Raw genomic sequence first — 13,797 nt, 5'->3', positions numbered from 1 at the left:
TGATGAGAGCCTTCCTGCTTGGCTGTGCCCTGCTGCTGACCATTCTCGCCGCTTGGCCCGCGTCCGCGCAGGCGCCGGTGTGGCGCTTTGACACGGATGGCGACATGGAGGGCTGGAAGGCCGACAACTTCCAGAGCACGGAGGTGAAGGGTGGGTTCCTGCAGGGCGTGACGAAGTACGACCCGATGCTCACCTCGCCACCGCTGAGCCTCGACGCGGCGCGCTACCCGATGCTGGAGTTCCGCGTGCGCAGCAGCATGACCGGCGGGGGCGAGGTCTTCTGGCACAGCGCAGGCGAGGGCTTCTCGGAGCAGCGCATGGCGCGGCACATGCTGCAGGCCGGGGCGGACCCGCAGGTGTACCGTGTGGACCTGAGCGCCCTGCCCGGCTGGCAGGGGGCGGTCACAGGCCTGCGGCTGGACCTGCTCAACCCCGCGGGGGCCGAGGTCGCCCTGGACTACGTGCGGTTCCTGACTCAGGTCCCCGGCGCCGTGCCCAACGAGAGCTTCGAGGACGACACGCGGGGCCCGGGAATGCCCGACTACTGGTACGCGAAGGGGGCATGGTGGAAGCTCTCGGGCCGTGGCGTGACCGACGGCACGCGCTCGTGTGAGGTCCGTATCCCCGCCGGGCAGAAGGAGACGGCCGCCCTCGTGACGCGGGCGCCGCTGGACCTGCTCGGGCGCTTTGCGCTCCAGGCCGATGTGGAGCTGTCTGACAAGCAGGCCGAGGCGGCCGTCAAGCTCGTGTTCTACGATGTCTTCGACCGGCCGCTGTCCGTGGACAGCATCGTGCGCCTCGCGAGCGCCTCCGGAGAGGCCAAGCGCCACTTGGCCGGCACGTTCGTGGCGCCCTCGCGGGCGGCGAGTGCGGATGTTGCGCTCGAGGTGCGCGGCGCGGGCGTGACAGCCTGGTGGGACAACGTCCGGCTGACGCACGTGAAGGAAGAGCCGGACCTCAGCTCCGCGCCACTGGAGACTTGGCGCGCGAGCTGGGTCTGGGCCGCCGAGACGTACGGCAAGGACCACTGCACGGCGTACCTGCGCAAGTCGTTCGAGCTGCCGGTGGCCCCGGCGCAAGTGACCGAGGCCCGCGTCCAGGTGACGGCCGATGACAAGTACCGGCTGTATGTGAACGGGAAGGAAGTCGCCGGGAGCAGCGACACCGACGGCTGGCGCACGCCCGAGACGGTGGACCTCAAGCCGCTCCTCGTGGCAGGACGAAACGTGCTGGCGGTACAGGCGGAAGACGTGGCCGCCGCGGAAGGGTTCGTGCTGGAGGGGTGGGTGCGCGCGCCGGGGATGGACCTGGAAGTGCTCACTGACGGCTCGTGGAAGGGCGTGGGACAGACGGCGGAGGGTTGGCAGCAGCCGGGGTTCGACGACGGCGTGTGGCCGGCGGTGAAGGTCATCGCCGCTGCCGGGCAGGGCCCGTGGGGGCACCTGCCGTACAGGTACTTCGGCCCGCGCGAGCAGCTCAAGGCCGTGCAGGTGACGCTGCCGGCGCAGGTCGCGGCCGGGGGGCAGCTCACGGCGGCGGTCGTGCTGGACCGCGTGCCGCTGGCCGCCGGCAGGTTCCCGGCGCGGTCCGCGCTGCTGCAGGACGGTAAGACCGTGCTGACACGCGGCGTCGAGCCCGCGCAGGGAGGGGTGGCACAGCCGACACGCGTGGGCCCGGTCACACTCACGCTCTCGCGCTTCATGACGGCCGGCAAGTACGAGGTGGCCCTGGGGTACCCCTACACGGGCTACGCGGGGCGCGACGGCATCATCATCGGGTCGGTCAACGTCACTGCGGCGACGCAGCCGGAGGCGCCGGTGCGTGCCGAGATCCGGCGGCATAACGGCCTGCCCACGCTGTTCCTCAACGGGCAGCCGAACTCGTTCATGCACTACCTGGAGATCAACGTCGGCGCCACGCGGATCACGAACATGGCGCAGAACGCGGGCCTGCACCTGTACGAGGTGGACGCCGGCGACATCGGCTGGAAGGGACCCGACCAGTTCGACTACAGCGAGTGGGACCGCCGGGTGCTGGAGTTGCTCACGTACGACCCGCAGGCGGTCATCATCCCCACCTACGACGTGTCCGGCCTCAGCCAGCGCTTCTGGATCGAGGCGCATCCCGAGGAGCTATGCCGCGATGCCGAGGGCAGTGACAAGGTCGGCATCTACGGCTCCACAGGAAAGATCATCTCCCTGGCGTCGGTGCGTTGGCGCGAGGCGTATGCCGTGGCCGTCAGGCGCTTCACGGAGCACTGCATGAAGGCGCCGTGGGGCGGGCGCGTCATCGGCTACCAGCCATGTGACGGCGTGAGCTGGGAGTGGCAGCACTGGGGCTCGGTGGGCGGCTTCTCGCCGACCGACTACAGCGCGCCCATGCAGGAGGCGTTCCGCGAGTGGACACGCCGCCGGTACGGCGGGGACGTGGCGAAGCTGGGGCAGGCGTGGGCCATGCCGGAGATCAGCTTCGAGGCCGTGCAGGTGCCCTCTGTCGCGCAGCGCGACGGGGCGGATCACCTGGCGTTCCGCGACCCGGGCAAGTCGGGCTATGTCATTGACTTCTACCGCTTCTACCAGGACGTCATGGTGGACGGCATCGAGCATGTGTTCCGTAGCATCAAGCAGGTGCAGCCGCGGGCGCTGTGCGGCACGTACTACGGGTACACGGTGACGATGCTCAGCGGGGCGCGCCGGGCGGGCGACTCGGGGCACTATGCGCTGTCGCGCCTGCTCAACTCGCCCCTGTGCGACTTCCTGATGTCGCCGTTCGACTATGCGGCGCGCGGGGTGGGAGAGTCGTACACGGTGATGAGCCCCATCGGCTCGGTGCTCGCCCATGACAAGCTGTGGGTGCTGCAGGCGGACCTGCGGACCCACCTGGTGACGGAGGCCAACCAGCGGGCGCACGGTTCGCCCGACGGTCTGGGCGGCACGGTCAGCCAGCTCGAGCGGGCCTTCGCCAACGCCACGGCCAAGGGCTCGGCGACGCAGTGGTATGACTTCAGCAACGGGTGGATCGCGCGCGATGCACGGCAGGGGCGGGTCATCGGGAAGCTGCGGGAGATCGGGCAGCAGTGGGTCACGTGGCCCGACCGCGGGCCGGACCCCAACGGTGTGGCGGTTGTGGTGGATGAGGACACACCCGCGGCGTACATGAGCCACGACTTCCAGGTGAACCTGTGGGCGGTGTACCAGCAGAAGATGACCTTCGAGCGCCTGGGCGCGCCATGGGACATGGTCCTGCTTGATGACGTGGTGAGCGGGCGGCTGCCGAAGTTCCGCTGCTACTTCTTCCTGAACTGCTACCACATGAGCGACAGCGAGCGGCAGTGGATCAGGCAGAACCTGCAGCGCGACGGGCGGACGCTCGTGTGGACCTACGCTCCAGGCTACGTGACCGACGGGGCTCTGAGCGTGCAGGCGATGGGCGACCTGACCGGGATGCAGTTCAGCGAGCGCGCCGAGACGCTGGACTGGCGGATGGCCCTCAGCGACACGAACCCGCTGACGAAGGGCCTTGGGACCGTTCCGCAGCCGAACATGAAGCTGGGGCCCGTATTCGTGGCGCAGGCGCAGCCGGCGGAGACGGCGGCCGTCTGGGAAGGGACGGACGTGCCGGCGTTGGTGGTGCGGAAGGTGGCGAACTGGACCAGCATCTACGCCTCCGGGCCGCTGCTGTCGCCGGAGTTGCTCAAGCGCATCTGCCAGGGCGCCGGTGTGCCGATCATCGTGCCGAGCGCCGAGCCGAGCTTCGTGTCCCGCAACATGGTGGGGCTACACTCAGCCACGGCGCGGACGGAGACGCTGAGCTTCCCGCAGCCGGTGACGGTCACGGACCTGATGACCGGCGAGGTGCTGGGGCGAAAGGTGAGGAACCTGCAGGTGCCGATGGCGGGTCCGCAGACGCGGCTGTTGCGCGTGGAGTGACCCATGAAAGGCCAGTTGACGTCGTGGCCTGGGTCCGCCACCGTGTCCTGGGCGCGGAGCTTGCGAGACAGACAGCAGCGGGTCACGGCTGGCCGAGTACAGAAGGCGGGCATGCGATGCGCTATGATGTGTTCATCAGCTACAGCCAGCATGATGTAAGGATGGCGCGTGCTCTGAGTGACGGTCTGCGGGCCAGCGGTTACACCGTCTGGCTGACCGATAGTGTGGCAGCCGGGGTGGAGCTATCGTCGGCGATTGCGGAGGCAATCCGCGAATGCCAGGTATTCATCGTGCTCATATCAGCTGCCTCGGCGAACTCCCCATGGCTGCAGTTGGAGTTGGGCATGGCGCGCGGTCTGGCTAAGCAGGTACTGCCACTGTATGTGGACGGCCTTCAGGCAGCGGGTGCGCCATGGCCTGCCTTGCTGGGCATACAGGGGGTCGATGTCAGGACGGGCGCTGACGCCGTTCCCATCGTCATCTCGGTTCTGCACCGGTTGGGCACAGTCGCGTCCGGCGGCGCTGCTATGCCAGACGCGCCGATGCGGGCGAAAGGGTATGTGTTCCTCAGTTACCCTCGCTCAGACAGCGACTTCGTTGTGCAGTTGAGGGATGTGCTAGGTAGGCGGGGCTACGCCTACTGGGACTACCAGGCGAGCGAGCGCGATTTCCACGCGGCTCTGTACCGCGAACTCGAGGAGAAGATCGAGGGCGCTGCTGCTTTCATGGCGATCGTCACCGACGCATGGCGGGATACTGAGTGGCCAGCCGGGGAATACATCTACGCGCGGGAGGCAGGCATACCGGTCTTCGTGATCCAAGCCAAGCGCTTGTCCCGCCCGATGCCAATCATCCTGAACCAGCAGACGCGCATCGACATGTCAGTGGACTTCGAGCGCGGTGTGGCCACTCTTGAGCACGAGCTAGACAAGAAGGGCCTCTAGGCGATTCGTGACGCGGAAATGGCCGCATCTGGGAGAACGACATGAACCTGTTTGACAAAGCCAGGGAGGCCCTGGGGCAGGCGGCTGCGGCCGTCTCCAGCGGGGCCGAGCAGTTGTCCCTCCAGGCGCAACTGGGCAACCTGGAGAGCGAGTTGGAGCGGCAGTTGGTCGAGGTGGGGAAGAGAGCGCGGGAGTTGCGGCAGCAGGGCGCCTTCGTGGACGGGCAGATTGATGTGCTGCTGCGACGGGTCGTGCAGATCGAGGAGCAGATGGAAGAACTGCGCAAGCAGGCCCTGACCGGCCAGGCCCCCGCGGCGACACCACCGGCCCCGCCGCCGCCGCCCTCATCAGGGGCGCCCTCGTAGCGGCCCCGCTACAGGCGGGGAGGGCCTAACCCCAGAAGCGCCACCACTGGCGCGGCGGCTGCCAGAGACGAACCCAGCCGATGACGCCCGAAGCTGCCCCCGGCGCCTGCTGCAGAGCGGCAAGGCCTTCGCGGCCGTACAGCACGGAGCCATTCCCCTTCGCATCGTCCACCAGCACCGCGACTTGCCGACCATCGGGCGCCCAGTGGCAACTGGCCGCCGAGCCGCTCAGGGCCACCGGCTGGCCCTCGATGGCGCCCGTCGCTACGCTGGCGACCTCCAGCTTCCCGTCCGTGACCTTGCCGTCGCTGGCCTCGCGCCAGGAAGCGACCAGCGCCCGCGTGCCGTCGGGGGACAGGGCGTAGGTGGTGTTGCGGCCGCTGGCGGTCAGCAGCGAGGTCTTCTTCGTGTCCACGTTGTAGGCGTGCGCCCCGTCGCCGGGCTCCCCGTAGACGATCTTCGTGAAGAGAAGCGTCTTGCTGTCCGGGAGCCAGCGCAGGGGCTCCCAGGCGGCCTCGATCCCCGCGCGCAGGTCCAGCCCGTCCGCCGACACGACTCCCAGCGCCCCACCCTCGAAGGCCTGCAGGAAGGCGATCCACTGGCCGTCAGGCGACCAGTGCGGGCAGCAGGCGTGGAAGATGTCGTTCGTGGGGGCGACGAGTCGCTGCGGGTCGCCACCGTCGGCAGGGACCCGCCAGAGGCCCTGGTCCTGATCCTGCGCATCGCGTCGGCCGAAGGCGACCTGCTTACCGTCGGGCGAGATGGCGGCGGTGAAGACATCACCGGTGGTGGTCAGGCGGCGCGGCTGGCCGTCGAGGGGACGGATGAACAGGTCGCCTGACTGCACATAGACGAACGTGCGGCCATCGAGCGACCACGGGGACACATCGGGCCAGAACTGGGCGGCTACGCCCTTCTCGGCCAGACGGCGGAAGGCGTCGCGGCGCGCCAGCACATCGCAGAGCCACAGCTCGCCCCCCTGGGCGGCCAGGAGCATGTGGGTGCCCGTCGGCGAAGGGGCGGCGCCCTCAGGCTGCAGCGCGCGATAGAAGAACGGCCCACCCATTGGGACGATCGTGGGTAGACGCTGGCCGGTGTCGCCATACTGGAAGGCGAGCGTCCACGGCCGGCGCTCATACGCAGGGCGACAGCCGTTCGCCAGCGCGATGGCGAGAATCAGGGGCGCTACCAGAAGCGCCCGACGGCAGGCAGAAACCAACTGCCCTCACCTCGGCGGGGGGATGGGGGGCCTACGCCTCTTCAGTGGCCTCGGCGGCCCCGGCGGTCCCGGGCTGCTTGCTCAGGCGCTCGCCGAGTTCGGTGGCCTTCTTGGTGAGTTCCTCGGCCTTCTGGCCGAGCTTCTCGACCTGGGCGCGCACACTCTCGCTCGCCTTGTGGCCGACCTCGGTGAGGTCCTCGCTGACCTTCTCGGCGCCGGCCTTGAGGTCCTCGCGCAGTTCGGCGCCGGACTTGGGCGCCATGAGCAGCGCCACGCCGGCCCCGATCAGGGCCCCCACGGCCATGGTCCCGAGCACACCCACGGCGTCCATCAGACTGTTGCGGTTGTCGCTCATCTCACACGGCCTCCTGCGGCGTCCGAGTAGACACCGCTAGTCGATGACTACACGCCCGACGCGACGCTTGCCCACTTGCACCGTCTCCCCGCCCTTGAGCGCCAGTCGAGCCATCTCGTCGTCCACGACCTCACCGTCCACCTTGACGCCCTTGCCGCGGATCAGGCGGCGGGCTTCGCCGTTGCTGGCCGCGAAGCCGGCGGTAACGAGCACCTGGATCAGGCCGACGTTACCGTCCTCGAAGGCCTCGCGCGGCAGGACGATGTCGGGCATGTCGCTGGGCAACGCGCCCTGGGCGAAGATGCGGTCAAACTCTACGGCAGCGGCATCGGCGGCGTCGGCGCCGTGGTAGCGGCCCACCAGGCGGTGCGCCAGATGGGCCTTGGCCTCGCGCGGGTGCAGCGCGCCGGACTTCAGGTGGGCCTCCATCTCGTCCACGGCCTCGGGCGCCTGCTCCAGCAGCAGCCAGTAGTACATCGGCATGGCGCTGTCGGGGATGGACATGATCTTGCCGTACATGTCGCCGGGGGCGTCGGTGATGCCCACGTAGTTGCCCAGCGACTTGCTCATCTTGTCGGTGCCGTCCGTGCCCACCAGCAGCGGCCAGGTCATGACGACCTGCGGCTCCAGCCCGTAGGCGCGCATGATGTCGCGGCCCACCAGGAAATTGAACAGTTGGTCCGTGCCCCCCAGTTCCACATCGGCCTTGATCGCCACGGAGTCGTACGCCTGCATCAGCGGGTACATGAGCTCGACGACGGAGATCGGCGCCTCTTCCTGCAGGCGCTTGGCGAAGTCATCGCGTTCCAGCATCCGGGCCACGGTGTAGTGGGACATGAGCCGCAGCACGTCGGCCACGGTCATCGCGTCGAGCCACTCGCTGTTGTAGTGCAGTTCGCAGCGGTTGATGTCGAGGATCTGCCCGACCTGGGCCGCGTAGGTCTTCGCGTTGGCATCCACCTGCTCGGTGCTGAGCATCGGGCGGGTCTTGGACTTGCCCGACGGGTCGCCGATGCGCGCGGTGAAGTCGCCGATGATGAAGACGATGGTGTGGCCGAGTTCCTGAAACTTGCGCAGGCGGCTCATGGGCACGCTGTGGCCCAGGTGCAAGTCCGGGGCGCTGGGGTCGGCCCCGTACTTGATGCGCAGCGGGCGGCCCTGCTCGAGCTTGGCGAGCAGTTCCTCTTCACTGACGATGTCCACCGGATGCGGCGGCGAGAGTAGTTCGGCGAGTTGTGCCTTGGGCGACATGCAGCTCATTCTCCGTTGCTAGTCGAGTGGCTCTGAAGACGGTACCTCAGGCACGGGGCCTGAGGTACCCATGGGAGCGTCCGAGGGGCGACCGGCTACTGCGCCGGGGGCATGACCTCGATGCCCTCCTCGGTGATGTTGACATACAGCAGGATGTTGACGACCTTGTTCGTGCCGGCAATCGGGACCTTGATGACCATCGGCTCGCCGGGGCGGGCCTTGGTCGCCTGGGCCGCGACGACCGCCGAGACAGTGCCGGCAGGCACCGGCGTGGCGGGGGCAGCGGCCACCGCCGTCGGCGCGGGAGTGGTCGGAGCGGGCGTCGTCGGGGCCGGGGTGGTCGGCGCAGGCGTCGGGTTGATCTCGACGGTAGCCGCCGGGGCCGGCGTGGTCGGTGCGGGCGTCGTCGGCGCCGGTGTCGGGGGCGCAGGAGTGGTCGGTGCGGGCGTCGTCGGCGCCGGGGTCGTCGGTGCCGGAGTGGTCGGTGCGGGCGCTGTGGGAGCCGGCGTCGTCGGGGCCGGGGCTATCGTTGCGGTCGCGGCGGTGGCCGCCGTGGACACCGGCCCGAGCTGGATCTTGGCGATGAGGTTATTGGGCGAGAAGTCCGCGCCGCCGAGGGGGAAGGCGTGGACGCGCTTGGTCTCGCCACTGGCCAGTTGCACGCTGACATTGGTGGCATGCATGTGCCAGTCCGGCTTGCCGACGAGCGCCTTGCCGTCGGCGGTGGTGACCCGCAGCTCACTGATCTCCCAACTGGGCTCCTCGGGCGTGCTCTTGTCCACCCAGGTGGCCTCAATGGTGGCGATGTTGGTCGCCGGGATGGTCTGCTTCACGCCGTTGACATTGATCTTGATGGACCCGAAGCCGTTGAGGCCGGTGCCCACACCCGTGCCGTCCATGATGCCCAGGTCGGCGGCCTTGATGACGCCGCTGAGCGTCTCGCCGCTGCGGAAGGTGATAGTGCCGGTCAGCGTGGCCGGCTGCTGGGCGAGGGCGACGGAGGCCAACAGGAGCGCGACTGCGAGGGTGCTCAGGTGCTTGGTCATCATGTTCACCTCAGATTTCAGCGACGTGTATGTGGGAGCGGTCACCGACCGCGATCTGTGCATCAACGACGCGGCTACGGAACGCTGCGCTCCACCTGCCGCCGGGCCTGCAACGTCTCCAGGAACGCCTCCAGACGGAGCTTGTTGCGGCCGTCCAGGGGGCCGGGCGCGTCGCCCTCCAGCGTCAGCAGGGGGCAGTCCAACTCCCGGCGCATGATCGTGTCCTGGATCTGTCGGAAGCAGAAGGCCTGGACGTAGTGGATGACGCCATCTACGTGCCGCAGCGCCAGTTGGCCCTTGATGTCCGCCAGCCGGCCGAAGATGTCATACGGGTATGTGTACCGCCGGTACTGCTCCAGCAGCTTGGCGTCTGCGGCGTCGGCCATGGTGAACTGCCGCTGGACCTCATTGTACACCACCAGCGCCCCATGGTCTTCGAGAAACTGGTAAAGATCGCTGTAGATGGGCGGGACGCCCAGGAAAGCCAGCCGCAGCGGCCATTGTCGGGCCGGGCGCGCCTGGGCCTGCGCCAGGAAGGTATCCAGCCGTGCCTCGAAGGCAACAGGATCGCCCTCGAAGTCACTGCACGATACCTGGAAGATGTGGTTCTCAAAGCCGCTGACGGTTCCCTGCCGCCAGGTCAACTCGTCCAGCAGGGCTACCTTTCGCCGCAGGCCGCGCAATCCCTCCCGCACGCTCTCGGCTTCCTGCCATGAGACCCCGAAGGCGCCCAGCAACCGCTCAATCTCCTGGCGGAGCCGCCCGGGGTCACGGTCGTATGGGTAGGCGAAGGGGATGAGGCGCACGCCGTAACGCTGCAGCGTCTCCATCATGGCGTGGGTCTGGCTGCAGTCCCCTTCGGTGACGACGATAACCTCCTCGAGGGCGCGCTCGCGCAGGATGCCGTAGAGACCCTTGATCCACGCACAGGCGGTGCGCGGGTAGCCCTCCAGTTCGGCCCGGCGAACGTAGGCGGCCGGGTCGGCCGAGGTGATGAACAGGTTGTTCAGGTCCACCGGGCGACGCCCAGCGGCCAGCAGGACCTCGACCGGGATGGTCGTGGTGAAACCCACTGCGCCCGGTTGCGCCGCCACTGCACTCATGCTACTTCACGCCCAACAGGCGGTGGCACTGCGGGATGACCCGGACGGTCGGCAGGGCGACCGCCGCCGCGGCGGCCAGGGCGAACAGTGCCGAGCGGTCGGGAGGACGCACGTCGCCGCGCCGTGTGGCCGGCTGGAGCACCACCTGCGCCTGCGGGTCGAGCTCCGCCAGCTGGGCGCAGTGTTCGCCGAAGCGATCTGGCTGCACGTCGGCGGTCAGGACAATCTTGATGAAGCGCTCGCCCAAGATGGCCTGCCAGGTGGCCGCGAAGTCGGCGAAGTCCACGGGCTCACGCATCGTCTCGGGCAGCTTATAGTCGGCCGCGACGATGGCGACGGCGGGTGCGACTTCTGCCATCGCCGCCGGGTAGCAGCAGGCGGTATCCAGGTACGTGCGCAGCCCTGCGGCGGCGAGGCCATCGGCCAGGGCGCGGACGAAATGCGGATGCAGGAGCGGCTCGCCCCCGGTGATCGAGACCGAGTGATGCGCCGTCGCTGTCGTGAAGGCCAGCACCTCGTCCAGGACGCTCTCGACCGCCATGGGGTTAGGGCACGCGACGTGGCGATTGCTTCCCGGCAGGCGCTCGATGCGGCAGGGACCGTCCGTGGTGCGGGCCGCGGGTGTGTCGCAGTACCGGCAGGTCAGGGCGCAGCCGCGCAAGCGCACGAACACCTGCCGCACGCCGACATAGGGGCCTTCGCCCTGGACGGAGGAGAAGATCTCGGCGAGGGGGGCGGAGGCGCTCATCGCGCCGGCCGCACCTTCGTGGCGGCGTGGTCGCAGGAGGCGATCTCCGCCACATAGGCCTCGGCGATGACGCGGCCGAGGGAGGTCTCGTTGACCTCGATCTCACGCAGGCCGATGGCCGGGACCGGAGCCCCGTCGGGGTCCACGTTCATGGCGAAGTGGATCAGCCCGGAGGCTGGGGAGGCGGCGGCGATGGAGACAGAGAGCTTGCGCCGGCCGATGAAGAGGTCGTCGCCATGGCGAACCAGGCCCGAGACGTTGCGCCGTCGTGCCAGGGCGTCCCGGGCGAGACTGGCCAACAGGCGCTGCCGGGCGACCATGAGCGGGAGCGCCACCCCGGCGTGCTCAACAATGAAATGCAGCATGTGTCGGGCCCGGATGCTCTCGCCGGCTTCCAGGTCCTCGAGGTCCAGCATGTGCTCGGGCGCGACGTCGCAGGCCCCGGTGAACACGGCGATGGCATCGCCGGCGACGCCGAAGGTCTCCGCGATCCACCCGGTGCGCAGTTGTGACCCGTCATAGGGTATGTTCTTGCCGAACGCAATCTGCATGGGAAATCCCCCGTCAGGTTGCGGGCGGAGGAGGGCGCCCCGCCCTGCTCGGGGAGGCGAGGGGGCCGACCTAGCCCTGCCGCTTCTGGCGGCTGCTGCGGTAGCGCATGTATTCCAGCGCCACGATGGGCGCCGGAATGTCGGTATATGTCGAGAGCTTGTCAAACGAGCGGTTCAGGTGGGTGAAATGTAGCTGCTCGGCCTCGGGCTCTGCTTCGCGGGCCTTCTCTTCGGCCTCGGCCAGGAGCGGCAGGGCGCGGATGAGCAGGCGCGCCAACTGCTCGGCGAAGCGGCGCTGCTGGGTCTCGGTGAAGAGTCTGTGCAAGTCGGCGGCCAGGCCCTCCCACACGGCCAGAGCACCCTTGTGCTCGGTGCGGAAATGCGCTCGCTCCAGCGTCTGATCGGCTTGAGCTTCGTGGCGCTGCTTGTACTTCTCCCAGTCGTCGGCCGACTGGCCCTCAATGACCTGGAGATCGAGACGGCGCCCACAGAGCCGCTGAACGATCGCCACGATCTGGGTCCGCTTGGAGGGGGTCGTCAGGTACCCGGAGAGGCGCATCTCGCCGGGCTTCAGGCCCAGGACAAGCGTGTCCTCGTCTGCTGCCAGGGGGACAGCCGCCTGGGCTGCTTCCCAGAGGCTGCGGTCAATGTCGCCCTTGTGGAGTTCGACGTTCACCTTCTGCCAGAGGGCTACCAGATCCAGGTCGTCGGACATGAGTGCAACCTCGCATGGCGAAATGGGCGCCCGTGGTTGACACGGCACAGGCGCGTTCGGTACCATGTCGGCGGGCAATCGAATTATAGCAGAGCTTGTCGGCACTGTAAACGCAGCCCGCCCTACACAGGAAGCCCCGTTTGGTCACCTTCAACCCCACGAAGATCATCTGCACCCTCGGCCCCGGTTCCGCTGACGAGCAGGTTCTGCGCGACATGGTCTCGGCGGGGATGGATGTGGCGCGTCTGAACTTCTCGCACGGCACCCACCAGGAGCATGCCGAGCGGTTCCAGCGCCTGCGCCGGGCGAGCGACGAACTGGGCTGCCACGTGGGTGTCATCGCCGACCTGCAGGGCCCCAAGATCCGTGTCGGAGAGCTGGAGGGCGGTCAGCCGGTGAGGCTGATCCCGGGCGCTGAGCTGGTCATCAGCACCGAGCCGTGCCCGGGGACCGCCGACCGCGTCTCGACGACGTACCAGGGCCTCTGCCACGACGTGACCCCCGGCGCCCGGATTCTCCTGGACGATGGGACCCTCGCACTGCGGGTCAAGAGCAAGACGAAGACCGACGTCACCTGCGAGGTCGTGGTCGGGGGGATGCTCTCGGAGCACAAGGGGATCAACCTGCCCGGCGTGCAGGTCAGCGCGCCGTCGTGCACGGAGAAGGACCGGGACGACCTGGCGTTCGCGCTGGAACTGGGCGTGGACTACGTGGCGTTGAGCTTTGTGCGTTCGGCGGCGGATGTGCTGGAGTTGCGCGGCCTGTGCCGGCGCAACGGCGAGGCCGTCCCCATCATCGCGAAGCTCGAGAAGCCAGAGGCGCTCGAACATCTGTCCGAGGTCGTCGCCGCGGCCGACGCGATCATGGTCGCCCGTGGTGACCTGGCGGTCGAACTGTCGCCCGAGGAAGTCCCGGTCTGGCAGAAGCGCATCATCGCGGAGTGCGCCCTGCAGAACAAGCCAGTCATCACGGCCACCCAGATGCTCGAGTCCATGCGCGACAACCCGCAGCCTACCCGTGCGGAGGCCTCAGACGTGGCCAACGCGATTTTCGACGGGTCGGACGCCGTGATGCTCTCGGCGGAAACGGCCGTGGGGAAGTACCCCGTCGAGACCGTGGCGATGATGCGGCGGATCGCCGCCGCCGCGGAGCAGGAGCAACGCCGTCTGGGCCCGCGCGAGGCCGTGGGCGGACAGGCACAGGATCTGACCATCGCCGAGGCCATCAGCCGGGCGGCGGTGGACGTGGCGACCCACGTGGACGCCCGGGCGGTCATCGCCTTCACCGAGTCCGGCTCGACGGCTCGCATGGCGTCCAAGCGGCGGCCCGGAGTGCCCATCCTGGCGTGCACGCCGCTGGCCCCGACGGCCCGGCGCTGCAGCCTCTACTGGGGCGTGCTGCCTGTGGTCGTGCCCGACGCCGAGGACGCCGAAGAGATGATTGCACAGACAGGGCAGGAGTTGAAGCGCCTGGGGCTCGTGGCGGCGGGCGACCGTGTGGTCTTCACCGCCGGGGTGCCCATGGGTCAGCCCGGCAGCACCAACACCCTGAGCGTCGAGGTCATCGAGTAG

At 68.5% G+C, this 13,797-nt stretch carries 12 protein-coding genes; 4 read left to right on the top strand and 8 right to left on the bottom strand.

Annotated elements, in window-relative coordinates:
• The first annotated feature begins 2 nt into the window (after positions 1-2).
• From LLH23_06220 to LLH23_06210, 3 genes are all read left to right on the top strand, one after another.
• Positions 3-3,929 (top strand): beta-galactosidase, encoded by a 3,927-nt coding sequence (locus LLH23_06220; GenBank protein ID MCE5238071.1) that lies wholly within the window; start codon positions 3-5, stop codon positions 3,927-3,929.
• 116 nt (positions 3,930-4,045) lie between these two features.
• Positions 4,046-4,873 (top strand): toll/interleukin-1 receptor domain-containing protein, encoded by an 828-nt coding sequence (locus tag LLH23_06215; protein MCE5238070.1) that lies wholly within the window; start codon positions 4,046-4,048, stop codon positions 4,871-4,873.
• 41 nt (positions 4,874-4,914) lie between these two features.
• Positions 4,915-5,238, top strand: a complete 324-nt coding sequence (locus LLH23_06210; protein ID MCE5238069.1) for a hypothetical protein — start codon at positions 4,915-4,917, stop codon at positions 5,236-5,238.
• A gap of 25 nt (positions 5,239-5,263) precedes the next feature.
• Here LLH23_06210 and LLH23_06205 read toward each other — a convergent pair whose 3' ends face one another.
• From LLH23_06205 to LLH23_06170, 8 genes are all read right to left on the bottom strand, one after another.
• Positions 5,264-6,457, bottom strand: coding sequence for a hypothetical protein (locus LLH23_06205; protein ID MCE5238068.1), 1,194 nt, complete (start codon positions 6,455-6,457; stop codon positions 5,264-5,266).
• Positions 6,458-6,488: 31 nt separating this feature from the next.
• Positions 6,489-6,812 carry a YtxH domain-containing protein gene (locus LLH23_06200; protein MCE5238067.1) on the bottom strand — a complete coding sequence of 108 codons (324 nt, stop codon included), beginning with the start codon at positions 6,810-6,812 and terminating at the stop codon, positions 6,489-6,491.
• A 36-nt stretch (positions 6,813-6,848) separates the two neighbouring features.
• Positions 6,849-8,063 carry a tyrosine--tRNA ligase gene (gene tyrS, locus LLH23_06195; protein ID MCE5238066.1) on the bottom strand — a complete coding sequence of 405 codons (1,215 nt, stop codon included), beginning with the start codon at positions 8,061-8,063 and terminating at the stop codon, positions 6,849-6,851.
• Between the two features lie 95 nt (positions 8,064-8,158).
• Positions 8,159-9,112, bottom strand: coding sequence for a hypothetical protein (locus tag LLH23_06190; protein ID MCE5238065.1), 954 nt, complete (start codon positions 9,110-9,112; stop codon positions 8,159-8,161).
• Between the two features lie 71 nt (positions 9,113-9,183).
• Positions 9,184-10,212 carry a 2-hydroxyacyl-CoA dehydratase gene (locus LLH23_06185; protein MCE5238064.1) on the bottom strand — a complete coding sequence of 343 codons (1,029 nt, stop codon included), beginning with the start codon at positions 10,210-10,212 and terminating at the stop codon, positions 9,184-9,186.
• A gap of 1 nt (position 10,213) precedes the next feature.
• Positions 10,214-10,960 carry a 7-carboxy-7-deazaguanine synthase QueE gene (locus LLH23_06180; GenBank protein ID MCE5238063.1) on the bottom strand — a complete coding sequence of 249 codons (747 nt, stop codon included), beginning with the start codon at positions 10,958-10,960 and terminating at the stop codon, positions 10,214-10,216.
• Positions 10,957-11,511 carry a DUF366 family protein gene (locus LLH23_06175; protein MCE5238062.1) on the bottom strand — a complete coding sequence of 185 codons (555 nt, stop codon included), beginning with the start codon at positions 11,509-11,511 and terminating at the stop codon, positions 10,957-10,959. The genes LLH23_06180 and LLH23_06175 overlap by 4 nt, the downstream gene beginning before the upstream one ends.
• A 70-nt stretch (positions 11,512-11,581) precedes the next feature.
• Positions 11,582-12,226, bottom strand: a complete 645-nt coding sequence (locus LLH23_06170) for a hypothetical protein (GenBank protein ID MCE5238061.1) — start codon at positions 12,224-12,226, stop codon at positions 11,582-11,584.
• Positions 12,227-12,366: 140 nt separating this feature from the next.
• Here LLH23_06170 and pyk point away from each other — a divergent pair, with 140 nt between their 5' ends.
• Entirely contained in the window at positions 12,367-13,797 is a 1,431-nt protein-coding gene (gene pyk / locus LLH23_06165) for a pyruvate kinase (GenBank protein ID MCE5238060.1), read from the top strand.

Source organism: bacterium (assembly GCA_021372615.1).
In the GTDB taxonomy this organism is placed as follows: Bacteria; Armatimonadota; Zipacnadia; order Zipacnadales; family UBA11051; genus JAJFUB01.
Note: the sequence above shows the minus strand (reverse complement) of the source record. Positions and strands in the feature narration are given on the sequence as shown.

Bases quoted from the DNA above. Each gene is read 5' to 3' on its own strand.
- LLH23_06220 (MCE5238071.1), top strand. From the start codon at position 3: ATGAGAGCCTTCCTGCTTGGCTGTGCCCTGCTGCTGACCATTCTCGCC.
- LLH23_06215 (MCE5238070.1), top strand. From the start codon at position 4,046: ATGCGCTATGATGTGTTCATCAGCTACAGCCAGCATGATGTAAGGATG.
- LLH23_06210 (MCE5238069.1), top strand. From the start codon at position 4,915: ATGAACCTGTTTGACAAAGCCAGGGAGGCCCTGGGGCAGGCGGCTGCG.
- LLH23_06200 (MCE5238067.1), bottom strand. From the start codon at position 6,812: ATGAGCGACAACCGCAACAGTCTGATGGACGCCGTGGGTGTGCTCGGG.
- tyrS (MCE5238066.1), bottom strand. From the start codon at position 8,063: ATGTCGCCCAAGGCACAACTCGCCGAACTACTCTCGCCGCCGCATCCG.
- LLH23_06190 (MCE5238065.1), bottom strand. From the start codon at position 9,112: ATGATGACCAAGCACCTGAGCACCCTCGCAGTCGCGCTCCTGTTGGCC.
- LLH23_06185 (MCE5238064.1), bottom strand. From the start codon at position 10,212: ATGAGTGCAGTGGCGGCGCAACCGGGCGCAGTGGGTTTCACCACGACC.
- LLH23_06180 (MCE5238063.1), bottom strand. From the start codon at position 10,960: ATGAGCGCCTCCGCCCCCCTCGCCGAGATCTTCTCCTCCGTCCAGGGC.
- LLH23_06175 (MCE5238062.1), bottom strand. From the start codon at position 11,511: ATGCAGATTGCGTTCGGCAAGAACATACCCTATGACGGGTCACAACTG.
- LLH23_06170 (MCE5238061.1), bottom strand. From the start codon at position 12,226: ATGTCCGACGACCTGGATCTGGTAGCCCTCTGGCAGAAGGTGAACGTC.